Genomic DNA, 21,976 nt, shown 5'->3' with positions numbered 1-21,976 from the left:
AGAGGCAGGGCTCGGTGTCAGGCACCCAGACCACTCTCCCTTAGCACTTGATCGAGTGCCGGCGGCTCTACCACGAAAGAGGCGCTGGAGGCGTCCTCGAGCAGCAGTTGGGTTTCCAGATCGCTCATGCCCACGGCAAGGCAGCGCTCGATGAGCTCGCCCTTGGGAAGGCCGGTCCGCTGGGCGAGGCGCTGAAGGCGGGTTTCGATGTCACGGGAAAAACGCAGCAGGTGTGGCATGACGCCCTCTCTCGGCCCCTGACGGCAGCCTGCCGTACGCGGCCATGGTCGTGTTGTGGTGCCTTCCAACATAAGGCGACGGTTGGCTTCTGTCACCTGCGATTGTGCCTCGCACAGATGACGAGCCCATGACGGTGCATCAGGCCAATCCGCGACGGGTCATCACTTCGGTGATGATCGGTACCGGCGTCATCAGGTGCTCGCGCATCATATCGGCGGCATGCTCGGCCTGACGGGCAAGGATCACCTCGACCAGGGCGGCATGTTCCTGGCGCTTGCGTTCAAGCGCCTCCTCGGAGAAGACCGTCTCGCGCAACCATAGGTGGCGATAGCGCTCCACTTGGTCGAACAAGCCTTGTCGCACCTGGAGCAGGTGGGGCGAACGGCAGCCACTGGCGATGGCGGTATGGAAGGCCTTATGGCGGGTGTCCCAGATATCGAGCAGCTCATCGGGGCTATTGACCTCCATGACCTTGGATAACGTATGGGCCTTGGCCAGGATATCGGCCTCCCAGCCATCGTCGCCACGCTCGATGGCCAGCTTGAGCATCAGGGCCTCCAACTGGGCGCGGGCATCATAGAGGTCGGCGAGCTCGGCCAGCGACATGGGCGCGACGCGATAGCCGCGCTGGCTGATGGCCACCACCAGCCGTTCCGCGACGAGCTGGGACAGGGCTTCGCGCAGCGGGCCGATGCCCAGTTCATAGCGTTCCTTCAACCGGCTCATCAGCAGCTTTTCACCCGGCTGGAAAACGCCGCGAATGATGTCGCGCTTGAGCCAACTGTAGGCGCTGATGCCCAGGTTCTGGCGAGGCGGGCTATCCATCGTCATTGTCGCATTTTCCTTGCTTTTGCCGAGCATGATACCCAAACGTTACCGTTATCGATAATCAAGCGACATGAATATCGAATGTCGGCGTTCATCGTGGGGCTGCGTACGGTGCCTTCAGCGCTTGTCCAGAGCCGTCGCCGTCCAGTCGACCAATTCGCGGGAGAGCCTGTCCATTGCCAGGCCAAACGCGCCGACGACGTCGTCGATCGCCTCGCTCGAGGCCCGTTGACGCTGGACGAAGCGATGGCTGGCCAGCAGCCGCTGCGAGCGGACCTCGATCAGCCTGACGTCGAGGCGAACGATCGCTTCGGGGACATCGTCACGGTACTCGCTGCGAAATGTCCTGAGATCGCTGTGCAGTGCCACGTCCGCCGATAAGGCGCCATCGTCGTGAATGAGCCGAGGAATGCGGCCGTCGTCGTGGAAGGCATCGAGCAGGCGGTCGCGAATCAGTCGCGGCAGGGCATCGGCCCAGCGGGCCCCGCGATAGGTCTGGGGTTGGTGAGGCCTGGGCATGACCACGATGCGCGCGCCGTCGAGCAGGCCGCTGGCCTCGGGCGTCGCCAGACGCAGAAGGGTATCGATGGGCGCTACCGTCTGCGGTGCGGATGGCGCCAGTGAACCGGCCGGGAGTTCGTAGAGCGTTACCGGGGTGCGTTCCGGCGGCATTATTCCGCAGCCCCCGACCAAGAGAGCGATCGCGAGCGCGCATGAGCGCCCGCCTCGACGGTTCGCTTTCATGGGCTGAATTCCTCGACACGATCGCGGCCCAGCAGGAAGTCGGTGGGGTTCTCCTCGATACGGCGAACCAGCCTGTCGAGAGCGGACAGGGTATTGCGCAACTCCAGCGTGACGGGGCCGAGCCCCTGCACCCCGCGCAAGCCGCTTTCGAGTGCCCCCTGGTTATCTTCGAGCAGGCGCTCGATCTGCCGCGCCGTACGCGCCAGGCTGGCGGTGGTCTCGCGGGCGTCGAGCAGCGCCTCTTCGGCATGTCCTTCCAGCATGCCGCCGGTGCGGTCGGCCAGGGTGCGCAACTCGGCGAAGGCGCGCATGGCTTCCCGTGAGATATCGCCCATGCGATCCGTCAGCCGTCCAGGAGCGTCAGCCAGAGTGGCAAGATTGGCGGTGGTGCGCTCCACGTTGGCCAGGATCCGCTCGACGCTCTCTACGTTTTCCTCCGATAGCAAGCTTTCGAGGCGAGACAGCACGCGATTGACGCTAGCGAGCAGTTCCTCGCTGTCGTTGAGCATGGCGCTGAGAGGCGACGGGTCGGCAACGATGCGCGGAGGCGTCTCGTCCTGCGCTACCAGCAGGGGGCTGTCGGGAGAGCCGCCATGCAACTGGATCGTCATGCTGCCGGTAATATTGGCGAGGGCCAGGCGGGCGCGCGTGTCGTGGCGGATGGGAACATGGCTCTGCACCTGGATCCGGGCGATCACGTCGCGCGGATCGTTGGGGTCGAGATTCACGTCGATCACTTCGCCTACGCGTACGCCGCTGTATTCCACGGCGTTGCCCTCCGACAGGCCGCTGACACTGCGGTGAAACAACACTTCGTAGTGCGTGTAGGCCTCTTCCCGCGTGCTCTGGTTCAGCCACAGGGCGAACAGCGCCCCGCCAATGACGGCCAGTACGACGAACAGCCCTATCACGACATGATGCGCACGTGTCTCCATCACCGCTCCTCCCTGGATGGGCCCATGCGAGGGCGTGCCGCGTCGGCGGCAGCCCGGCCTCGGGGGCCGTGAAAATAGTCGCGCACCCAAGGGTCATCGATGGATGCCACGACCTCGAGCGTATCGGCGGCCAGCACACGTCGATCGGCGATCACGGCGACCCGGTCACAGCATGAATAGAGCGTATCGAGATCATGCGTCACCAGGAAGACACTGAAGCCCAAGGCGTCCCGCAGCGTCGTCAGCAGCCGATCGAAGGCCGCCGCGCCAATCGGGTCGAGGCCGGCGGTAGGCTCATCGAGAAACAGCACCTCGGGATCAAGCGCCAGGGCCCGGGCGAGCGCGGCACGCTTGACCATGCCGCCGGAGAGCGCGTCGGGGCGCAATCCGGCGGACGACGGCGGCAGCCCCGTCAGGGCCAGTTTGACCCGGGCGATGCGCTCGGCGTCGGGGCGGGACAAGCCGACATGCTCTATCAACGGCAAGGCGACATTTTCCTGCAGGTTTAAAGAGGTAAACAGCGCACCGCGCTGGAACAGTACGCCGAAGCGGCGCTCCAGACGCGTTCGATGAGCCGGCGTTAGACGCTGTAGATCTTCACCGAAGACGCGAACGGTGCCGCCATCCGGGCGCTTGAGTCCGACGATGCTGCGCAATAGAACCGACTTGCCGGTGCCCGATCCGCCCACCACACCGAGGATCTCGCCACGCCGAATGTCCAGGTCAAGCTCCTCGTGCACCACGAAATCGCCAAAGCGATTGGTCAGTGCGCGGACCTCGATGATGGCATTGCTTGCGTCGGTCACCAGCCCATCTCCAGGAAGAACAAGGCGGCCAAGGCGTCGAACAGGATCACCATGAAGATCGATTGCACGACGCTCGAGGTGGTGTGTTCGCCCACGGATTGTGCGCTGGCGCCCGCCTTCATGCCTTCGAGACAGCCGATCACGGCAATGACGAAGGCGAACAGCGGCGCCTTGCCCAGGCCCACCAGAAAATGGCGTAGGGGAATGTCGCGCTGGAGAATGGTGAGAAACTGCGTGATGGGGATATCCAGGGCCAGTGAACAGACCAGGGCACCGCCGAACATGCCGCTGAGCATGCCGATCAGGGCCAGGATCGGCAAGCTGATCATCATCGCGAGGACTCTGGGTAGCACCAGCATTTCCATGGGGTCGAGCCCTTGAGCGCGCAGGGCATCGAGTTCCTCGTTCGCCTTCATCGAGCCGATCTGGGCGGTGAAGGCGCTGGCCGTACGGCCGGCCAGCAGGATGGCGGCGAGCAACACACCGAACTCGCGAAGAAACGAATAGGCCACGAGGTTGACGGTATAGACGGTGGCACCAAAGTCGCGCAGTACCGTGGCTCCCAGAAAGGCGACCACCGCGCCTACGAGGAACGTGAGCAGGGCGACGATGGGGATGGCGTTGAGCCCCGTTTGCTGCATGTGCGCCACCAGTGAGGTGAAGCGCCAGCGCCAAGGACGCAGCAGGTTGCCCAGCAAGCGGCTCAAGGTGAGCCCGATGAATCCCAGCAGTGTGAGCTGTTGGCGGCCAAGCCGCTCGACAGCCAGCCCCAACCCGGCCAGAGCGGTCAGCGGTGTCGTGCGCGGCGTGGGAGGGGGGAGAAGGGAGACGCGCATGGCATCGGCCACCGCGATCAGCATGGCTCGGCGCTCTCGCGTCAGGCGGTGCGAGGCTTCGGCGATTTCGCGAGTGGTGTCCGGCCCCAGCAGGTCGACCAACAATGCCGCGCCGGCCGTGTCCAGGTCACCGAGTCGTTCGAGGTCGATCGTTCGCGCCTCGTGTACGCGAATCACGTCGCTTCTCAGGCGCGCATAGTGGGGCAGCGTCCAGTCACCGACGGCACGCAGACGATGAGCCTCCTGCTCCAGCATGCCGGGACGCGAGGCGGTGTCAGGCATCGCGTATCGTCCCTCTCTCCTGAAATGACCACCGTGGCGTTCAGGACATCACTATATCGGCATATGCCGTGAGACGACAGCGAACCGTGAGGATATGCCCTGCTACGGGTCAGCGTTCGCCGTGCTGCAGTTCGCCGAGAATACGCTTGGCCACGTCCTTGAGCCGCGGCCCCAGGTTCTCGACCATGATCTCATGGCTCAGGCGATGCGAGGCACCGCCGCAATTGATCGCCATCACCTCGGCGCCATCCTCAAGGATCAGCGGCGTGGCGACGGCGCTGATCTGTGATTGCCAGTCGCCTTCCGAGAGGCAGAAACCGTAGCGTGCGTAGTCCTCCTGGCTGCGGCGTATGCCCGCTTCCAGCGGCGGCCATTCGTCGCCATGCGCTTCTGCCAATGCCTCTAGCATCGCTTCCCGGCGTGCTTCGCCAAGTCCACAGAGCCAGGCGCGACCAATGGCCGTCGTCGCCATGGGCAGTCGGGAGCCGACATCGAGACGGAGAATGAGCGGGCCGCTGCCATGGCAGCTCTCGAGGTAGACCATCGAGGTCTTGTCCGCCGCGCCCAGGCTGACGTTGCAGTCGGTAGCCTCGGCAAATTGCTGCATGAAAGGCCGGGCGATCTCGCGGATGCCCTGGTTGGCGAGGAAGCGGTAGCCCAGTGCCAGAATGCCGGGACCCAGGCGGTACTTCTCCAGCCGGGTATTATGGCGCAGATAACCGAGCTGCGTCAGTGTATAGGTCAGCCGCGATACCGTGGGCCGTGGAATTCCGGTGCGACTGGAGAGTTCGGCGTTGCCCAGGTACTCCTCGCCGGTGCCGAAGGCGCGCAGCAGCTCCAACCCGCGCGCCAGGGCGGTGACGAAGTTGCGATCCTTGGCGGGCGATGCCGGGTTGTCTTCCAGGGGAGCAGGCTTGTTCATCGTTGATTCCCTGTGGCGAGAGCGTTGCGGGAGAAGTATTGCATATCGCCCCCGCCGGGTCCGTCAGGCGTGGCTAGGGGCGATGGCGATGATGTCGCGCTAGGCATCGAAGCGCTCGAGAATGCAGGCGATGCCCTGGCCGACGCCGATGCACATGGTCACCAGGGCGTAGCGGCCACCGCTGGCCTCCAACTGGCGCAGCGCCGTCAACGCCAGGCGAGCGCCGGAGGCACCGAGAGGGTGACCGATGGCAATGGCGCCGCCATTGGCATTGAGTCGGCTGTCATCGGCATCGAGCCCGAGCTGCTGGAGGCAGCCCAGCACCTGGACGGCGAAGGCCTCGTTGACCTCGATCACGTCCATCTGTTCCAGACTGAGCCCGGCACGTTCCAGTGCCTTGCGACTGGCAGGCACCGGGCCCAGCCCCATCACGCGGGGCGGTACGCCGGCCACGGCACTGGCCACGATGCGCGCCCGAGGGGAGATGCCGGCACGTTCGCCTGCGGCACGGCTGCCGACGATCAGGGCGGCAGCACCGTCGTTGAGCCCGGAGGCGTTGCCCGCGGTGACCACGCCGCCCTCGAACAGCGGGCCGAGTTGCGCCAGCTTGTCGACGTCGGTGCCCGGTCGCGGATGCTCGTCGCGCGTTACCGTCAACGGCGGCTGCTTGCGTCCCTGAGGTACCTCGACGGCGAGCAGTTCGTCGTCATAGAACCCGCGAGCCTGGGCCTCGGCGTAGCGTGCCTGTGAGCGGGCGGCGAAGACGTCGCTGGCATCGCGGCCGATACCGAGGTCGTGGGCCACGTTGTCGGCGGTCTCGGGCATACTATGGCTGCCGTACTCACGGGCGATCCAGGGATTGGGAAAGCGCGAGCCGATGACCGTATCGAACAGCGGCTGGTTGCGGGCAAAGGGCGTTTCGGCCTTGCCCAGCACGTAGGGCGCACGAGACATCGACTCCACGCCGCCGGCCAGGAACAACGCGCCCTCGCCAAGCCGCGTGGCGCGTGCGGCGTCGATCACCGCCGCCAGGCCACTACCACACAAGCGGTTGACGGTCTGGCCGGCCACTTGCACCGGCAGGCCTGCGACCAGTCCGGCATGGCGAGCGACGTTGCGTGAATCCTCGCCAGCCTGGTTGGTACAGCCGGCCAGCACCTCCTCATAGGCGTCGATGACAAAAGCGTTACGCGCGACCAGAGCCCTGAGCACATGGCCGAGCAGGTCATCGGGGCGCACCGCGGCGAGACTGCCACCGTGGCGGCCGAAAGGGGTGCGTAGGCCGTCATAGAGGTAAGCGTCTTGCATGGGTATCTCCTGGAGAAGGCTCAAGCGGCATTCAGCGGCAGACCGAGGGTGGCGCGACGGCGCAGCCATGGGCTCGCGCGGTAGCGCGGATCGCCAGTGGCGGCCAGCATGTTGTCGAGGACGGCGAGGATCCTGCGACTGCCGTAATGGTCGCCCATGGCCAGCGGGCCACGGGGATAGCCCAGGCCCAACTCCACAGCACGATCGATGACCTGCGGCTCGGCCACGCCCTGCTGGGCGATCTCACTGCCCACGTTGACGATGCATGCCACGACCCGCTGGAGCACGAAGCCGTTGCTGTCTCGAAAGGCGCTGACAGGCGTACCGCCGTGGCCGAACAAGGCCATTGCAGCGTCACGAATCTCGTCGCGAGTCGCCGGGGTGGTCATCACGCTGCGGCGCTTGTCGAGACCGGCCAGCATGTCAACGGCCACGCAACGCTCGGCCGGAAGGCCCAGGCGAAGGGCGCAGGCGGTAGCGTCCTCTCCCAGCGGCGCCAGCAGGCATAGTGCTTCCGAGGAGGGCGCGTCGCCATTCTCCAGCGGCCAGCCCGCCCTGCGCACCAGCTCGGCGAGCCGCTGCCGGTCGTCCGCCGCCTCGGCTCCGATCCATACCGGGCGCGGCTCGGCCTCGGGCAGCGGTGGTTCCTCGGGCAGCTGCGGTTTGCCTTCGACATAACGATAGAACCCCTCGCCGCTCTTGCGGCCGAGCAAGCCGGCCGTCAGCCGCTGGCGGGTCAATGGGGAGGGACGGAAGCGCGGCTCCTCGTAGAACTGGTGATAGATCGACTCCATCACCGCATGAGATACGTCGAGACCCGTGAGATCAAGGAGCGCGAACGGCCCCATACGGAAGCCTCCCTGATCGACCAGGATACGATCGACGGTGGCGTGGTCGGTGACGCTCTCGCCGAGAATGCGCAGTGCCTCGGTGCCGAAGGCGCGCCCCGCATGATTGACCAGGAAGCCGGGGGTGTCGGTCGTCCTGGCAGTGAAGTGGCCCATTGCCTGGCCCAGTGCCTCGACCCGATCGACGGTGTCGCCATCGGTACGGAGCCCCGGGATCACCTCGACGATCTTCATCAATGGCACGGGATTGAAGAAATGGAAGCCGATGATGCGCTCTGGGCGACGGCAGGCCGAGGCGATGGCAGTGACCGAGAGCGAGGAGGTATTGGTGGCCAACACCGTCTGGTCGTCGACGATCTTCTCGAGTTCGGTGAACAAAGCCTGCTTTGCGTCGAGCTTTTCGATGATAGCTTCGACGATGATATCGCACTCGGACAGGTCGGCGAGGGTCGCGGCCTCCTTGAGTCTAGTGCGATAGCGCTCACCGTCGGCTTCGCTGAGTCGCTGTTTCTGTATGCCGCGCGACCACATGCCGGTGATGAATGCCGTTGCTTCGGCCACGGCTCCTTCGCGAAGGTCGTGCAGGTAGACGGTTAAACCGGCCTGGGCGGCGATCTGGGCAATGCCACGTCCCATGGCGCCGGTGCCGACGATGCCCAGCGTTCGAAAGGGGGGCGGAGCGTGGTGGGAAGAGGGAGCGGTCGACATGGGCGCGAAATCCTCCTGGGGGCGAATAACGGTTTATCTTGCTCTTGTTTCGCAAAGCGAAATAGCGTTTCGTTTATTGACTGCCATCCTAGGCTATGCAACAGTGCCTGACAACCAAATGCGGGCCTTCATTCTGCCAAGCGAAATAAGGGCAGATGGCGCCCGTCATTTCAAGGCCCGTCTTTGCATTAGGGTCAGACGCCACCATCCGTGAGGAACCGCCATGATTCGAGATCCCGAACTGCTCGATCAACTTATCGATACCATTTCCCGCTTCGTGCGCGAGCGCCTGATTCCCAATGAGGCGCGGCTGGCGGAAGAGGATGCCGTACCGGTCGAGCTGCTTCAGGAGATGAAGGAGATGGGGCTTTTCGGCCTGTCGATTCCCGAAGAGTACGGTGGCCTGGGGCTGACCATGGAAGAGGAGGCGCTGGTGGCGATGGAGATCGGCAAGACATCGCCGGCGTTTCGTTCGGTGTTCGGCACCAATAACGGCATCGGTGCCCAGGGCATTCTGATCGACGGCACGCCCGAGCAGAAGGCCAGGTACGTGCCGCGTCTGGCCACCGGCGAGCTGCTCAGCTCCTTCTGCCTGACCGAACCGGACTCCGGCTCCGACGCCGCCAGCCTGCGTACCACCGCGGTGCGCGACGGGGACCATTATGTGCTTAACGGCACCAAGCGTTTCATTACCAACGGCCCGGAGGCCGACGTCTTCACGGTGATGGCGCGCACCGACCCTAACCATAAGGGCGCTGGAGGCATCACCGCTTTCATCGTCGAAGGCGATACCCCCGGGCTCAAGCGCGGGCCGTCGGACAACAAGATGGGACAGAAGGGGGCACATACCTGCGACATCATCTTCGAGGATTGTCGGGTGCCGGCCGAGAACATCATTGGCGGCCAGGAAGGGCAGGGCTTCAAAACCGCGATGAAGGTGCTGGATCGCGGCCGCCTGCACATTTCGGCGGTGTGCGTGGGCGTGGCCGAGCGGCTGGTCGAGGAGTCGCTCAACTACGCCATCGAACGCAAGCAATTCGGCGTGCCGTTGGCCGATCACCAGTTGGTGCAGGCGATGCTCGCCGACAGCAAGACGGAGGCCTACGCCGGCCGCAGCATGGTACTCGATGCCGCACGGCGCAAGGATGCGGGGGAGAACGTGTCGACGCTGGCTTCCTGCTGCAAACTATTCTGTGCCGAGATGGTGGGGCGTGTGGCCGACCGCGCGGTCCAGGTCCACGGCGGTGCCGGCTACATGGCCGAGTATGCGGTGGAGCGTTTCTATCGCGACGTGCGCCTGTTCCGCATCTACGAAGGCACGACCCAAATCCAACAACTGGTGATCGCGCGCAACATGGTGCGGGAGGTTTCCTGATGCCCCTCTCGGTGACGCACCGAGCGCCCGACGAAGAGATATTCGGCCGCCTGGCGAGCGACTTGGTGGCCGAGTTGCCCGAGCGCCTCAGCACTCGCGTGCTCGAGAACGCCGATCGCTTGAGCAACCGTCCGGCGCTGGTCGACGGCGAGGTCCGCTGGAGTTACGCCGAATTGGGGCGGGAGATTCACGCCGCGGCGGCATGGCTCGATACCCTGGAGCTTCGCCCCGGTGACCGTATCATGACCGTCAGCGAGAATTGCCGGGCGTTGGTCGTGTTGCTGTTGGCAGCCAGCGAACGCGATGTCTGGGTGGCCATCGTCAATTCCCGACTCTCCGCCCAAGAGATCGATGCCATCCGCGACAACTGCCAGCCGCGACGGGTTTTCTATACCAGCGAGGCCTCGCCCGATGCCGAAGCCCATGGGGAGCGTCATGGTGCCATGCGATACGAGCATCCCTCGCTCGGCGCGATGAGGCTTTCGCCACCGGTCGAGGTCGAACCGGAGCCCATCGCTTCCCGTGGCGCCGAGCAGGTCGCGGCAATGATCTATACCTCCGGCACCACCGGCACCCCCAAGGGGGTGATGCTGACTCACCGCGGCATTCTCTACATCGCCACCCTCTCGGGCGGCATGCGCCATCTCTGCGAGGGCGAGCGGGTTTACGGCGTGCTGCCGATATCCCACGTATTCGGGCTGTCATCGGTGTGCATGGGGTCGCTCTACAACGGTGCCTGCCTCTATACCGTGCCGCGTTTCGATGCTGCGGCCATGCTGGAGGCACTGGAACGTGAGCGCATCACCGTTCTTCAGGGCGTGCCGGCCATGTTCGCGCGCACACTGGAGTTCCTGCGCCGCGAGGAGCGTTCCCTCGTTGCCCCGGAACTGCGATATATCTCTGCCGGCGGCTCGCCCTTGGATGGCGATCTCAAGCGCCGCGTGCAGGGACTTTTCGGCCTGACGCTGCATAACGGCTATGGCCTTACCGAGGCGAGTCCGACCATCAGCCAGACCCGTATCGACGATCGTTTCGATCACAATACCGTAGGGAGAGTACTGCCGCTTCTGGAGTACCGTCTCGAGCCGCTGGGCGAGGCCGGTGAGGACGAGCCGGACCACAAGGGCGTCGGTGAGCTCTGGGTGCGTGGCCCCAACGTGATGAAGGGGTACTTCCGCCAGCCGGTTGCCACGCGAGCCTGTCTCACCGAGGACGGCTGGCTCAACACCGGGGACATTGCCCGCTTCGATGAGAACGACCAGCTCTATATCGTAGGGCGCAGCAAGGAGCTGATCATCCGCTCCGGTTTCAACATCTATCCGCCCGACGTCGAGGCGGTGATCAACGAACACCCGGACGTCACCCTGTCGGCGGTGGTGGGGCGTCAAGTGGACGGGAACGAAGAAGTGGTCGCCTTCATCCAGTGCGAGCCTGATGCTAGGGTCGAAGAGAGCGAACTCAAGGCCTTCATCGCCGAACGTCTGGCTCCGTACAAGCGACCCTCTCAGCTGGTGCTGATGGATGCCCTGCCGGCCACGGCCAGCGGCAAGATACTCAAGGGCCGCCTGCGCGACTTGGCCAGCCGGGGGGGCGCGGCATGAGCGACGTGACACAGCCGCCGCTGATGGGATATTTCGAACTGCTCGGCATGCGCATCGTGGAATGGTCGGAGGGGAGCGCCGTGGTCGAACTGGTGGCGGACGAACGCCATCTCAACCGCAGCGGTATCGTGCATGGCGGCGTGCTGACCTCGATGCTCGATAGCGCCCTGAGCCTCGCCGGGCTCTACTGCGAGGTTCCCGGGCGGGTGCGCCGCGGCATGACCCTGTCCCTGACGACGACTTTCGTCAGTCCTGCCGGTGCCGGCGTGCTGCGAGCCACCGGCAGGGTACGCGGCGGCGGACGCAAGGTCTACATGGCCAGCGGCGAGGTCACCGACGCCCAGGATAGGCTGCTGGCCATCGCCGAAGGGGCGTTCCGCCGGCGCAGCGGCAGCGAATCGCCGGAGGGCATGGCCGAGTGATGACGGCGCGGCAACGCGCCGGCCTGCTGGCGTTGGTCATGTTGACCACGCTGGGTCACCTCGTCTTCGGCAGCACCGTCCTGCAGGGTGTCGGTGTGGTGGCTCTGGCGGGCTATCTGTTATCGCTGCGTGGCAGGCTGATGCCAATGGCACGCGGCCTTCTCGTCGCGGCCGCCGTGTTCACGCTGGCCGCGCTATGGCGCGTCGAGGCTCCCGGCCGGTTGCTGTTCGAGGCGGCCGGTCGCTTCGCGTTCTTCGCCACGTTCGTGGTGGCATTGAGCCTGCTGCGCCTACCGGCCTACGGCTCACGACTCGTGCGTCGTTGCGGCCAGGCCATGCTGCTGCAGCCCCCGGGGCGGCGCTATCCCATACTTTCCATCGGCTCCGCATTGTTCGGCATCATCCTCAACATCGGTGTCCTCAACCTGTTCGCTGCGATGATCGAGAAGAGCAATACGCTGACGGCCGCCCAGGGGCGTGCCTGGGTCCGGCAGGCGCGGCAGCGGCGGATGATGCTCGCGCTGCTGCGCGGCTTCGCCCTGGCGCCGCTGATTTCGCCGATGGGCATCGGCGTGGCAGTGGTGCTCTCTAACCTGCCGCAGTTGCGCTGGCTCGATCTGGCCCCTTACGTGATCGGGGCGGCACTGGTCATTTTCCTGGTGGGGTGGGGCGTCGACCATCTCACCGGCCCGCATCCCGTGGATCGCAAGGCAACGCTGCCAACGCCTTCCTTGGCACCGCTCGGACGGTTTTGCCTGCTGCTGTTGGCAATCGTTTCGCTGGTCTTCCTGCTCGCCTGGACGCTAGAGGTTCGCCTCCCCATTGCGGCTTTGCTCGGTGCGCCGCTTGGCGCACTGGCCTGGTTGGCCTGGCAGCGCCGCCGCCTGGGCGCGCTGGGCATTCCCGCGGCATTTGCCAGCCTGCAGCGCCAACTGCCCTGGCTGTTGACGCCCAGTGCCAACGAGGTGGTGGTGCTGGGGGCGGCGGGGTATCTGGGCCACCTGTGCGTGGCCCTGATCGATGGGGAGAGTCTGGGGCCGCTCATGACGATATTGGAACCTCTGGGAGCGGCGAACGCCGTGTTGGCTATGCTGAGCGTGGTCGCGCTCGCCCAGGTGGGGATCAATCCTATCGTTATCGTCACGCTGTTGGTCGGGTTGCTTCCCACGTTACCCATTGATGAATTGACGCCCGCCATGACCGGAGCCTCCTTGATGGTGGGCTGGGCACTGGCGCTGATGTCGTCCCCGATGACGGCTTCGATGTTGATCCTGTCGCGCTTCACCGGCGTGACCTCGGCCCGCATCGGTTATCGCTGGAATGCTCGCTTTCTGCTGGCCTGTATCCCGCTGTTGTCCGCTTGGTTCCTGTTCTCACCGTGGTGAAGAGCATGCCAAGGCTTGACCCCGGCGCTGCGGTTTTTCTATCGTAGTGAAATAAAATGAAATGATATTTCGCCATACGAAATGAATGTTGCGAAACATCAAGACACGTATCGACCTGCCGACAGGTCGTTGGGTGAACCGGGAGAGAACTCATGAAAATCCTCGTCGCGGTTAAACGCGTCATCGACTACAACGTCAAGATCCGGGTCAAGGCGGATCACTCCGACGTCGACCTCACCAACGTCAAGATGGCCATGAACCCCTTCTGCGAGATCGCCGTGGAAGAGGCCGTGCGGCTGAAGGAGCGCGGGGTGGCCACCGAGGTCGTCGCCGTGACCATCGGCCCCAAGGCCGCCCAGGAGCAGCTGCGCACCGCGCTGGCGCTGGGTGCCGATCGTGCCGTGCATGTCGAGACCGAAGAGCGCGTCGAGTCGCTGGCCGCAGCCAAGCTGCTGGCCAAGGTGGTGGAAGCCGAGCAGCCGGGTCTGGTCATCCTCGGCAAGCAGGCCATCGACACCGACAACAACCAGACCGGCCAGATGCTCGCCGCGCTCGCCGGCCTGCCCCAGGGCACCTTCGCCTCTGAAGTGCAGGTGGACGGGGACAAGGTCCAGGTCACGCGCGAGATCGACGGCGGCCTGCAGACCGTCGAACTGACCCTGCCGGCCATCGTCACCACCGACCTGCGCCTCAACGAGCCGCGCTATGCCAAGCTGCCCGACATCATGAAGGCCAAGAAGAAGCCGCTCGAGGTCAAGAGCCCGGCGGACCTCGGCGTCGAGGTGGCCAGCCGGCTCACGCTGCTCAAGGTCGAATCACCGGCCGAGCGCAAGGGCGGCATCAAGGTGGGCTCCGTCGACGAGCTCGTGGACAAACTCAAGAACGAAGCCAAAGTACTTTAACAGGAGCTGATCTGATGAGCGTACTGGTTCTAGCCGAACATCACGACGGCGTCCTGGTTGGCGCCACCGCCCACGTGGTTGCCGCCGCCAAGGCCATCGGCGGCGACATCGACGTGCTGGTCGCCGGTGAGAACGTCGGTGCCGTCGCGGAAGCCGCCGCCAAGCTCGACGGCGTGAGCAAGGTTCGTGTGGCCGATAATGGCGTCTATGCCCACCAGCTGGCCGAACCCCTGGGCGCGCTGCTGGTCGAGCTCGCCGGCGACTACAGCCATGTACTCGCCGCCGCCTCCACCACCGGCAAGAACGTGCTGCCGCGGGTCGCCGCGCTGAAGGACGTCAGCCAGATTTCCGAGATCGTCGAAGTGGTCGACGCCGACACCTTCAAGCGCCCGATCTACGCCGGCAACGCCATCGCCACGGTCAAGAGCGCCGACAGCCTCAAGGTCATCACCGTGCGCAGCACCGGCTTCGATGCGGTAGGTGAGAGCGGTAACGCCGCCATCGAGAGCGTCGACACGATCGTCGAGAACAGCCAGTCCACCTTCCTCAAGCAGGAACTGGCCCAGAGCGACCGCCCCGAGCTGGCCGCGGCCAAGGTGGTGATCTCCGGCGGTCGCGGCATGGGCAGCGGCGAGAACTTCACGCTGCTCGAGGGCATCGCCGACAAGCTGGGTGCCGCCATCGGCGCCTCGCGCGCCGCGGTGGACGCCGGTTTCGTGCCCAACGACATGCAGGTGGGACAGACCGGCAAGATCGTCGCACCGGAGCTCTACATTGCGGTGGGCATTTCCGGCGCCATCCAGCACCTGGCCGGCATGAAGGACGCCAAGGTGATCGTGGCCATCAACAAGGACGAGGAGGCGCCGATCTTCCAGGTGGCCGACTACGGCCTCGTCGGCGACCTGTTCGAGCTCCTGCCGGAGCTGGAAAGCAAGCTGTAAGAAGATCGCGATCCTCCGGGGGGCAAGCCCGAGCTCGATCAATAGAAAGGCCCCCTCGGGGGCCTTTCTCGTGGCGGCGGAAATGCGACGAACGGTCAGGCGGCGGCCGAGGCGTACGCGTTCGCGAGTGTGATCGGGACCTGCCGGCGTAGCGCCGACGCCTCGGGAGTGAAGCCGAGACTCATGTGGCGTGCCCTCCGGCTGCGGCCTGGTTGGCTTGGCGGTGGGGGCCACCCAGGTGGCGCGGGTAGCCGAGCACCTCGATGGCGAGCAGATCGATATCGCTCTCGCGGTAGGCCCAGCCGCGCTCGGCCAGCATCAGACTCGCTGCTTCCATCGCCGCGTGTGGGTTGACACCGTCGTCGCGGGCCGCGCTGCTCAGAGTGCACAACAGGCTGCCTTGGCGGCTCACCACGACCGCCTGGCGCAGCGCCTTGAGCGCGTTGGCCGCGGCCTGCTGCTGCTCGGCATCGGCGCGTAGCGCCACCAGTTCGGCCAGGCTGCCCGCGGTCGGCACGACCAGCGCCAGGTCGGCGTCGATGGTGTCGAGATCGGCCACCTCCTCGGCCGTAAGCAGGTTGATGCGAAGACAGTGCGCGGGGCACGCCGTATCGGCACCCGAAGCGACGAGGCAGGCCTGGGTATCTTCGCTGGGGCGATGGGTGAGCTCGATACCGGCGCGATCGGCCGCGCCCCGAAGCCGGTCAAACAACGAATGCTCGCCGAGCAGGGCAAGGCGGGCCATGATAGGCGCCTCGCCGGCGTCGGGTACCTTGTGCGGGGCACGGGCCGCGAAGAAGGCATGGATCAGCCCGGCGCGCTGGGGCGAGTCCATGCAGGCAAGGAACAGCTCGCGTTCGCGACGCAGGCCGTCGGTGAGGCTTCCCTCACTGCTGGCGGCGATGGCCTCGATGCAGCGGAAGGGAGAGAAGAGCTCAGGCGCTTCGGCCTCGAGACGGGCACGGTAGCGGGCGATGGCCTCGGGGTCGGCCGCGGGCGGTGGCAGCTCCCCCGTGACGCGCGGCGTTCGCCTGCCATCGAGCACGTCACGTGCCGCTGCCAGTCCCGCCTCGAGCGGGTCGTCGCATGCGAGTACGGCATCGACGATGCCGAGCTCAAGCGCCTCGTCGGCAGGGGCAAAGCGTCCACTGGTAATCAGGTCCAGCGCCGCCTTGATGCCGGCGAGCCGCGGCAGGCGCTGGGTGCCGCCGGCACCGGGCAACAGCCCCAGCTTGACTTCCGGCAGGCCGACTTTGGTTCCTGGCAACGCCACGCGTAGCTGGCAGCCCAGCGCCACTTCGAGCCCACCGCCGAGCGCCGTGCCATGAAGGACGGCGATGATGGGCTTGGCGCTGGCTTCGAGGTGACCGATTACCTCGGGCAGGATCGGCGCCTGGGGGGGCTTGCCGAACTCGCGGATGTCGGCGCCGGCAATGAAGGTGCGTCCGCAGGCGACGAGCACCAGGGCGCGGACCTCGGTGTCCTCGTTGCCCTGCGCGACGGCCTCCATCAGGCCTTGGCGTACGGCTTGGCCGAGGGCGTTGACCGGTGGGTTGTCGATGGTGATCACGCCGATATCGTCGTGGCGATGGTAGTTGATCGGAGACGTCATGCGAAACCTCATGAATCGAGTGGGGGCGTCATGCTTGCCGTGCGCGGCCTGGCTTGATGCTGGCTCCACCGCGCAAGCACGACGGCGGGGACCAGGGCGGCAAGGGCGATGGCAAACAGCTCGAGCTGGGAGAGCGGCACCATGTCGCCGCCCGGCAAGGCGAGCATCAGGCCGGCCAACAGCACCAATGCGCGCGCCATGCACTCCGACACGATGCCAATGCCGAGGCGACCCACACCGATCAGGTAACCCTGCATGGCGGAGGCGAACAGCACGATGCCGACCACCGCCTGCAAGAAGACCAGACCGATCTGCCACGGCTCGCCCTGCATGATCAACGCTGGATTGAGCACGAACAGGAAGGGAATGAAGTAGATCACGCTGCCCAGGCGCATGGCCTGCAGACCGGTGGCCATGGGGCGCGCGCCGGCCACGGTGGCGGCGGCGAAGGCGCCCAGGGCCACCGGCGGAGTGATGAAACTCAGCATGCCCCAGTAGAGGATGAACATGTGTACCGCCATGGGATCGAGTCCGCCGCCCTGGATCAGGGCGGGCGCCAGCGCTACGGCGAGGAAGATATAGGCGGCGGTGACCGTCATGCCGATGCCGAGCACGAAGCTGGTCAGGGCGCCCATGATCAGCAGCAGCGGCACGCTGCCTCCGGCGATGTGGATGAAGTCGTTGGCGATGGTGCCGGAAAGCCCGGTCATCGATAGCGCGCCGACCAGCATGCCGACGCCGGCCAGGATGGCGATCAGTTCGGCGAACAGCTTGGCCGCCGATGAGAGCGACTCGCCCAGCTCGCGCAGGCCCCAGCGGTTGCGCGGTGAGAACTGGTTGAGCACCAGCAGCAGGGCGGTGGCGTAGAACGGTGCCACCGCTTCACGCTGCATGATCAGCAGCATCCACACCAGCAGGGCGAAGACGAAGATGAAATACCAACCCTGCTTCAGTGTCTGCCACAGGGAAGGCAGCTCCTCGGCGGGCAGGCCCTTGATGGCGTGGCGTGCGGCATAGGCATCGATCTGGATGAACAGACCGAGGAAGTAGAGAATCGAGGGGATGACCGCGGCAAGCGCCACGGCGGCGTAGGGCACGTCGAGGAACATTGCCATGACGAAGGCGGTGGCCCCCATCACCGGTGGCATCAATACCCCGCCGGTGGAGGCGCAGGCCTCGACGCCGCCGGAGAAGGCGCGGCCCATGCCGATGCGGCGCATGGCGGGTATCGACAGCACGCCGGTGGTCAGCACGTTGCTGATCACGCTGCCGCTCATCGACCCCATTAATCCGCTGGAGAAGATCGAGACCTTGGCGGGCCCGCCGCGCACGTGGCCCAGCAGGGCGAAGGCCAGGTCGATGAAGAACTTGCCGCCGCCGCTCTTCTGCAACACCACGCCGAAGACCAGAAAGCCGATGACCAGGCCGGCAAAGGCCTGTAGCGGTACGCCCATGATGCTCTCGGTGCTCATGGTGTGGTACATGGCCGTCTCCTCCAGGGTGGAGGGGAACGCCTGTATCGGCCCGGGGACGATGTCAGCGACCAGCGGGTAAAGCGAGAACGTCGCGGCGATCACGGCGATGGTCCAGCCACCGGCGCGACGAGCCGCCTCGATGATCAGCAGCCACCAGGCATAGCTGGCGATGATCGCGGTGTCGGGAGCGGCAAAGGCCCAGCCGCGCTCGAGGATAGACTCGGCGTGATAGACGAAATAGCCGCCGACGATCAGTGTCACGAGACTCAGCGCATAGTCGTACCACGGTACCGGACGATACTGCAGCGACGCCTTGATCGGCCACAACAGGTAGACCAGTGGCAGCAACAGGGCTACCACGGCGTAATAGAACTGGGTTTCGAGCCCGGTGACGAAGCGCAGCCAGCCCAGGTTGAACAGGTAATCCAAGGTCATCAGCATCAGCAGTACCGTCGCGGCGCCGGGAATCCAGCGAAGGGCGGCGGGCAGCGGGCGGACGTGGGTGACCTTTTCCTTGAGCTGATGTGGCGATTCGGTCGAAGTGGCGGTGGTCATGGCGGCGTCCGTGAATCGGGAAAGGGGCGGCGCGGCCGCCCCGGGATCAGGCTGGCTAACGGCGTATCATTCGAAGACCGGATCGAAGCCGGCATCGGTAAGCGCCTTCGCCCGAGCCACCATCCAGGCGTCGCGGAACTCATCCTCGTCGGAAGGGGCGTCCTCGAGGAAGGCGTCCCAGGTTTCGAGCAGCAACTCCTGCCGCTCGACCAGGGAATCCTGGTGCGCCTGCATCTCGTCGGTCCACTCCCCGATCTCCTTGTAGTACTCGACCACGGCATCGTGGAAGGGCAGCACCCAGGTCAGGTCCTGGTACTCGAAGGCATAGCCCACGGCGCCCGGCGCGGCATCCTTGTACTCGTCGTAGTTTTCCTGCAGCGCATTGATCAGGCCGTAGGCCACCTTGTCGTCCAGATCCCGGTTGGCGACCACGATGGGATAGGGGTAGCTGGCGCTGGGTACGGGGCTATCGGCGCTGACGTTACCCGCTCCGGCAGTCACTTCGTGGGGCTGGAAATACGGCGCCACTGCCAGCATGCGCTCCCAGCCCTCGGTGTCGTCGGGGTCCAGCACCGGCCAGCTAATGCCGCGGGGGCTGCTGGCGAGCTGCTGCGCTGGCGGCGTGACGGTGGTAGTGAAAGAGGCGTCAACGTCCCCGGCGATGATGCCGTCGAACGAGCGTGCATAGCCGGGGTAGTCGACGCGCTCGACATCGTCCCAGGTCAGCCCGCCGAAGGCGAGGTAGGCCTCGGTGCCTTTGTTCAAAGCGTCATCGCCGCGAATGTAGGCGATGCGCTTGCCGGCGAGGTCCGCCGGCCTCTCCACACCAAGATCACCGGCCACGGCCAATGACAGGCCGAAGGAGGCGGTGGAGGTGGTAAGCACGCGGATGGGTTGAGGCCCCCATTCACGGTCGGCGAACATCATCACGCCCTCGGCGCCGTAGTAACTGGCGATACCGCAGGCGCAGAGATCGACTCGCCCCTGCTTGAGCGGGGTCATGCGCGACACATCGTTATCGCCGGGCAGGATGCGCACCGAGGTACCGTACTGATTCTGCAGCATGTTGCCGATAGCCACCGCCTGGGCATAGCCGCTGGAATTGGTGCCGTAAGCGGTCCAGGCCATGGTGCGTGGCAGTTCTACCTCGGCCGCTTGGCTGCCGGCGGCCAGCAGTGCAAGCGGCAGGGCGGCGTAGACGAAAGGGCGGGCGAGCTGTCGCATAGGATGACTCCTGTGGTGGGATAAGGTTATTGTTTTGCTATGCGGTATTTGATTCCGAAACTGTGATCGATACTAGGAAGGCGTCGACTCAGTGTCAACGCATGCTCGCGGGACTTGTCGCAACGAGCCGTCCGCCTGGCGGAACATGGAAAACAATGTCTTGATAAAACGGAAAAAGAGGGGCTGAAGAGGCGATCATGGCGAGGGTGTAAACGCACGGAATGCGACCAAGGTATAGGCATGCATCGCGATCGAGGGTCACGATCATCCATTCGGAGGGCGGGCGAGCTCGCGCCAGGCGGCGTAGGAGCTGAGAAAGACGCGTCCGGTCATGTCATCGAGAAAGTCGCTGCGCTTGAGCTGGTCCATCACCGGGCCCTTCACTTCGGCCAGGTGCAGGGTGACAAGCGAATCCTTGAGGCGAGCGTTGATCGCATCGAGACTCTCCAGCGCCGAAGCGTCGATCAGATTGACGGCCGAGCAGATCAGCACGACATGCTCAAGCTCGGGCCGCGTTGCCACCAGGTCGTAGACGGTATCCTCCAGGTAGCGTGCGTTGGCAAAGTAGAGGCTCTCGTCGATACGCAGCAGTGCCAGGTGACTGGCGGTCTCGGTATCGTGCCGTTCAACGTTGCGGAAGTGTTCGGTGCCGGGGATGCGTCCGACCAGCGCGCTATGGGGGCGGCTGGTACGGTAGAGAAACAGGCCGATGGAGAGCGCCACGCCGCTGATGATGCCGGCTTCGACGCCTTCGACCAGAGTCAGGAAGATGGTGACGGCCATGGCCGAGAAATCGCTGCGCGAGTAACGCCAGGTCTGGCGAATCATCGGCAGGTCGATCAGGGTGATGATCGACACGGTGATGGTGGCCGCCAGGGTGGCGATGGGCAGGTGATAAAGCGCAGGCGTGAGGAACAGGGTCACCGCGCCGATGCCCAGCGCGGCGAAGAAGCCTGCGAGCGGGGTCTGCGCTCCCGCGTCGAAATTGATGACCGTGCGCGTCAGCCCGCCGGTGACCGGCATGCCGGCGGTAAAGGCCGCGGCCAGGTTGGCGCCGCCCAGCCCGATCAGCTCCTGGTTGGGCGAGATGCGCTCCCGTCGACGGGCGGCAAGCATTTGCCCCATGGACACGGATTCGACGAAGCCGACCACACTGATCAACAGGGCCGGAACCAGCAGAGTCTGCCACAGCGAGGCGTCGAATCCGGGCAGGGTCAGCGGTGGCAGGCCCCGGGGAACGTCTCCGATCACGGCCACGCCCCGTTCGGCGAGATCCAGGTGCCAAGTGATCAGCGTAGTCGCCAGTACGGCGAAGACGGGGCCGGCCCGCGTCAGCAGGTCGGCCAATGGCCGTGACAGTCCGAGCCGGCGCAGCGTTTCTCTGCCGTACTGACGCATCAGCAGCAGGAAGAAGAGGCTTCCCAGGCCGATGGCCAGAGTGGGGGGGTGGAATCGGGGAAGGTGCCGTACCAGCTCCGCCGCGCGCGGCAGCAGGTCTCGGGCGGACAGTTCGATGCCGAGCAGGTAACCGATCTGACTGGCCGCGATGAGAATGCCCGATGCCGACAGGAAGCCGGCGATCACCGGGTGACTGAGAAAATTCGCCACGAAGCCCATGCGCAGCAATCCCATGAGAACCAGGATCGCACCCGACAGCAGCGAAAGCACCAGCGCGGCCTGCAGGTAGTCGCTCGTGCCTGGAGTGGCAACGCCGGAGAGTGCCGCACCGGTCATCAGCGCCACGATGGCCACCGGCCCCACGGCCAGGGTGCGGCTGGTGCCAAGCAAAGCGTAGGCCAGCGCCGGAAGCAGGCTGGCATACAGCCCGACCACGGCCGGCAGTCCTGCCAGCACGGCGTAGGCCAGGGACTGGGGAATCACCATGACGGTGACGATGAGTCCTGCCAGCAGATCGGCGCCGCACAGGCGACGATGATAGTGCGGTAGCCAGGTGAGTATCGGCAGGTAGCGTCTGAGCATCCCGTCTCTGCGCATCAAGGGTCTGGGTCCCCCAGACTAAACGATAT

19 protein-coding genes are annotated in these 21,976 nt (G+C 65.3%); 6 read left to right on the top strand and 13 right to left on the bottom strand.

All coding sequences use genetic code 11. The features are described from left to right. Nucleotides 1–17 precede the first annotated feature (17 nt). The 9 genes from F0A17_RS04125 to F0A17_RS04085 form a co-directional block, all read right to left on the bottom strand. Nucleotides 18–239, bottom strand: coding sequence for a dehydroquinate synthase/iron-containing alcohol dehydrogenase family protein (locus F0A17_RS04125; protein WP_149327102.1), 222 nt, complete (start codon nucleotides 237–239; stop codon nucleotides 18–20). Nucleotides 240–378: 139 nt separating this feature from the next. Beyond that, entirely contained in the window at nucleotides 379–1,065 is a 687-nt protein-coding gene (gene csiR / locus F0A17_RS04120; RefSeq protein WP_422670424.1) for a DNA-binding transcriptional regulator CsiR, read from the bottom strand. A 120-nt stretch (nucleotides 1,066–1,185) separates the two neighbouring features. Then, nucleotides 1,186–1,740: an ABC-type transport auxiliary lipoprotein family protein gene (locus F0A17_RS04115; protein WP_223111498.1), complete on the bottom strand. Its 555-nt coding sequence runs from the start codon at nucleotides 1,738–1,740 to the stop codon at nucleotides 1,186–1,188. Between the two features lie 68 nt (nucleotides 1,741–1,808). Further along, the gene (locus F0A17_RS04110; protein ID WP_149327099.1) at nucleotides 1,809–2,747 is read right to left on the bottom strand and encodes an MlaD family protein; all 939 of its coding nucleotides are present in this window, start codon (nucleotides 2,745–2,747) and stop codon (nucleotides 1,809–1,811) included. Further along, nucleotides 2,747–3,553, bottom strand: a complete 807-nt coding sequence (locus F0A17_RS04105; RefSeq protein WP_187774624.1) for an ABC transporter ATP-binding protein — start codon at nucleotides 3,551–3,553, stop codon at nucleotides 2,747–2,749. Before F0A17_RS04105 ends, F0A17_RS04110 begins: the two co-directional genes overlap by 1 nt. Continuing rightward, entirely contained in the window at nucleotides 3,550–4,671 is a 1,122-nt protein-coding gene (locus tag F0A17_RS04100; protein WP_149327098.1) for an MlaE family ABC transporter permease, read from the bottom strand. Before F0A17_RS04100 ends, F0A17_RS04105 begins: the two co-directional genes overlap by 4 nt. Before the next feature lie 109 nt (nucleotides 4,672–4,780). After that, on the bottom strand, nucleotides 4,781–5,593 hold the full coding sequence (locus F0A17_RS04095; RefSeq protein ID WP_149327097.1) for an IclR family transcriptional regulator: 813 nt from the start codon (nucleotides 5,591–5,593) through the stop codon (nucleotides 4,781–4,783). A 99-nt stretch (nucleotides 5,594–5,692) separates the two neighbouring features. Beyond that, nucleotides 5,693–6,901 carry a 3-oxoadipyl-CoA thiolase gene (locus F0A17_RS04090; RefSeq protein ID WP_149327096.1) on the bottom strand — a complete coding sequence of 403 codons (1,209 nt, stop codon included), beginning with the start codon at nucleotides 6,899–6,901 and terminating at the stop codon, nucleotides 5,693–5,695. Between the two features lie 20 nt (nucleotides 6,902–6,921). Further along, nucleotides 6,922–8,457 (bottom strand): 3-hydroxyacyl-CoA dehydrogenase, encoded by a 1,536-nt coding sequence (locus tag F0A17_RS04085; protein ID WP_149327095.1) that lies wholly within the window; start codon nucleotides 8,455–8,457, stop codon nucleotides 6,922–6,924. Nucleotides 8,458–8,680: 223 nt separating this feature from the next. On the opposite strand from F0A17_RS04085, the gene F0A17_RS04080 reads away from it, so the two are divergent. From F0A17_RS04080 to F0A17_RS04055, 6 genes are all read left to right on the top strand, one after another. Next, a complete protein-coding gene (locus F0A17_RS04080) occupies nucleotides 8,681–9,832 on the top strand; it encodes an acyl-CoA dehydrogenase family protein (RefSeq protein ID WP_149327094.1) in 1,152 nt (383 codons plus the stop codon). Further along, entirely contained in the window at nucleotides 9,832–11,433 is a 1,602-nt protein-coding gene (locus tag F0A17_RS04075) for a class I adenylate-forming enzyme family protein (RefSeq protein WP_149327093.1), read from the top strand. Before F0A17_RS04080 ends, F0A17_RS04075 begins: the two co-directional genes overlap by 1 nt. Further along, complete coding sequence (locus F0A17_RS04070; protein WP_149327092.1) at nucleotides 11,430–11,855, top strand: PaaI family thioesterase; 426 nt, start codon at nucleotides 11,430–11,432, stop codon at nucleotides 11,853–11,855. The genes F0A17_RS04075 and F0A17_RS04070 overlap by 4 nt, the downstream gene beginning before the upstream one ends. Continuing rightward, the gene (locus F0A17_RS04065; RefSeq protein ID WP_149327091.1) at nucleotides 11,855–13,240 is read left to right on the top strand and encodes a hypothetical protein; all 1,386 of its coding nucleotides are present in this window, start codon (nucleotides 11,855–11,857) and stop codon (nucleotides 13,238–13,240) included. The genes F0A17_RS04070 and F0A17_RS04065 overlap by 1 nt, the downstream gene beginning before the upstream one ends. Nucleotides 13,241–13,392: 152 nt before the next feature. Next, nucleotides 13,393–14,142, top strand: a complete 750-nt coding sequence (locus F0A17_RS04060; RefSeq protein WP_149327090.1) for an electron transfer flavoprotein subunit beta/FixA family protein — start codon at nucleotides 13,393–13,395, stop codon at nucleotides 14,140–14,142. A gap of 14 nt (nucleotides 14,143–14,156) precedes the next feature. Further along, nucleotides 14,157–15,083: an electron transfer flavoprotein subunit alpha/FixB family protein gene (locus F0A17_RS04055; protein WP_149327089.1), complete on the top strand. Its 927-nt coding sequence runs from the start codon at nucleotides 14,157–14,159 to the stop codon at nucleotides 15,081–15,083. A gap of 181 nt (nucleotides 15,084–15,264) precedes the next feature. Here F0A17_RS04055 and F0A17_RS04050 read toward each other — a convergent pair whose 3' ends face one another. The 4 genes from F0A17_RS04050 to F0A17_RS04035 all read right to left on the bottom strand — a co-directional run bounded on the left by F0A17_RS04050 (nucleotide 15,265) and on the right by F0A17_RS04035 (nucleotide 21,929). Then, entirely contained in the window at nucleotides 15,265–16,695 is a 1,431-nt protein-coding gene (locus F0A17_RS04050) for an enoyl-CoA hydratase/isomerase family protein (protein ID WP_149327088.1), read from the bottom strand. 8 nt (nucleotides 16,696–16,703) lie between these two features. Continuing rightward, entirely contained in the window at nucleotides 16,704–18,725 is a 2,022-nt protein-coding gene (locus tag F0A17_RS04045; RefSeq protein ID WP_149327087.1) for a TRAP transporter permease, read from the bottom strand. A gap of 66 nt (nucleotides 18,726–18,791) precedes the next feature. Beyond that, on the bottom strand, nucleotides 18,792–19,949 hold the full coding sequence (locus tag F0A17_RS04040; protein ID WP_149327086.1) for a TAXI family TRAP transporter solute-binding subunit: 1,158 nt from the start codon (nucleotides 19,947–19,949) through the stop codon (nucleotides 18,792–18,794). Between the two features lie 264 nt (nucleotides 19,950–20,213). Next, complete coding sequence (locus F0A17_RS04035; protein WP_149327085.1) at nucleotides 20,214–21,929, bottom strand: SulP family inorganic anion transporter; 1,716 nt, start codon at nucleotides 21,927–21,929, stop codon at nucleotides 20,214–20,216. Between the last annotated feature and the right edge of the window lie 47 nt (nucleotides 21,930–21,976).

The organism is Billgrantia pellis (genome assembly GCF_008297955.1).
Taxonomy (GTDB): domain Bacteria; phylum Pseudomonadota; class Gammaproteobacteria; order Pseudomonadales; family Halomonadaceae; genus Halomonas; species Halomonas pellis.
The sequence above is the reverse complement of the archived record's forward strand: the minus strand, read 5'-3'. Positions and strand labels throughout refer to the sequence as shown.

What these genes read in the sequence shown, in the direction of transcription:
- F0A17_RS04125 (WP_149327102.1), bottom strand. Translation starts at nt 239, where the DNA reads ATGCCACACCTGCTGCGTTTTTCCCGTGACATCGAAACCCGCCTTCAG.
- csiR (WP_422670424.1), bottom strand. Translation starts at nt 1,065, where the DNA reads ATGGATAGCCCGCCTCGCCAGAACCTGGGCATCAGCGCCTACAGTTGG.
- F0A17_RS04115 (WP_223111498.1), bottom strand. Translation starts at nt 1,740, where the DNA reads ATGCCGCCGGAACGCACCCCGGTAACGCTCTACGAACTCCCGGCCGGT.
- F0A17_RS04110 (WP_149327099.1), bottom strand. Translation starts at nt 2,747, where the DNA reads ATGGAGACACGTGCGCATCATGTCGTGATAGGGCTGTTCGTCGTACTG.
- F0A17_RS04100 (WP_149327098.1), bottom strand. Translation starts at nt 4,671, where the DNA reads ATGCCTGACACCGCCTCGCGTCCCGGCATGCTGGAGCAGGAGGCTCAT.
- F0A17_RS04095 (WP_149327097.1), bottom strand. Translation starts at nt 5,593, where the DNA reads ATGAACAAGCCTGCTCCCCTGGAAGACAACCCGGCATCGCCCGCCAAG.
- F0A17_RS04090 (WP_149327096.1), bottom strand. Translation starts at nt 6,901, where the DNA reads ATGCAAGACGCTTACCTCTATGACGGCCTACGCACCCCTTTCGGCCGC.
- F0A17_RS04085 (WP_149327095.1), bottom strand. Translation starts at nt 8,457, where the DNA reads ATGTCGACCGCTCCCTCTTCCCACCACGCTCCGCCCCCCTTTCGAACG.
- F0A17_RS04080 (WP_149327094.1), top strand. Translation starts at nt 8,681, where the DNA reads ATGATTCGAGATCCCGAACTGCTCGATCAACTTATCGATACCATTTCC.
- F0A17_RS04075 (WP_149327093.1), top strand. Translation starts at nt 9,832, where the DNA reads ATGCCCCTCTCGGTGACGCACCGAGCGCCCGACGAAGAGATATTCGGC.
- F0A17_RS04070 (WP_149327092.1), top strand. Translation starts at nt 11,430, where the DNA reads ATGAGCGACGTGACACAGCCGCCGCTGATGGGATATTTCGAACTGCTC.
- F0A17_RS04065 (WP_149327091.1), top strand. Translation starts at nt 11,855, where the DNA reads ATGACGGCGCGGCAACGCGCCGGCCTGCTGGCGTTGGTCATGTTGACC.
- F0A17_RS04060 (WP_149327090.1), top strand. Translation starts at nt 13,393, where the DNA reads ATGAAAATCCTCGTCGCGGTTAAACGCGTCATCGACTACAACGTCAAG.
- F0A17_RS04055 (WP_149327089.1), top strand. Translation starts at nt 14,157, where the DNA reads ATGAGCGTACTGGTTCTAGCCGAACATCACGACGGCGTCCTGGTTGGC.
- F0A17_RS04050 (WP_149327088.1), bottom strand. Translation starts at nt 16,695, where the DNA reads ATGACGTCTCCGATCAACTACCATCGCCACGACGATATCGGCGTGATC.
- F0A17_RS04045 (WP_149327087.1), bottom strand. Translation starts at nt 18,725, where the DNA reads ATGACCACCGCCACTTCGACCGAATCGCCACATCAGCTCAAGGAAAAG.
- F0A17_RS04040 (WP_149327086.1), bottom strand. Translation starts at nt 19,949, where the DNA reads ATGCGACAGCTCGCCCGCCCTTTCGTCTACGCCGCCCTGCCGCTTGCA.
- F0A17_RS04035 (WP_149327085.1), bottom strand. Translation starts at nt 21,929, where the DNA reads ATGCTCAGACGCTACCTGCCGATACTCACCTGGCTACCGCACTATCAT.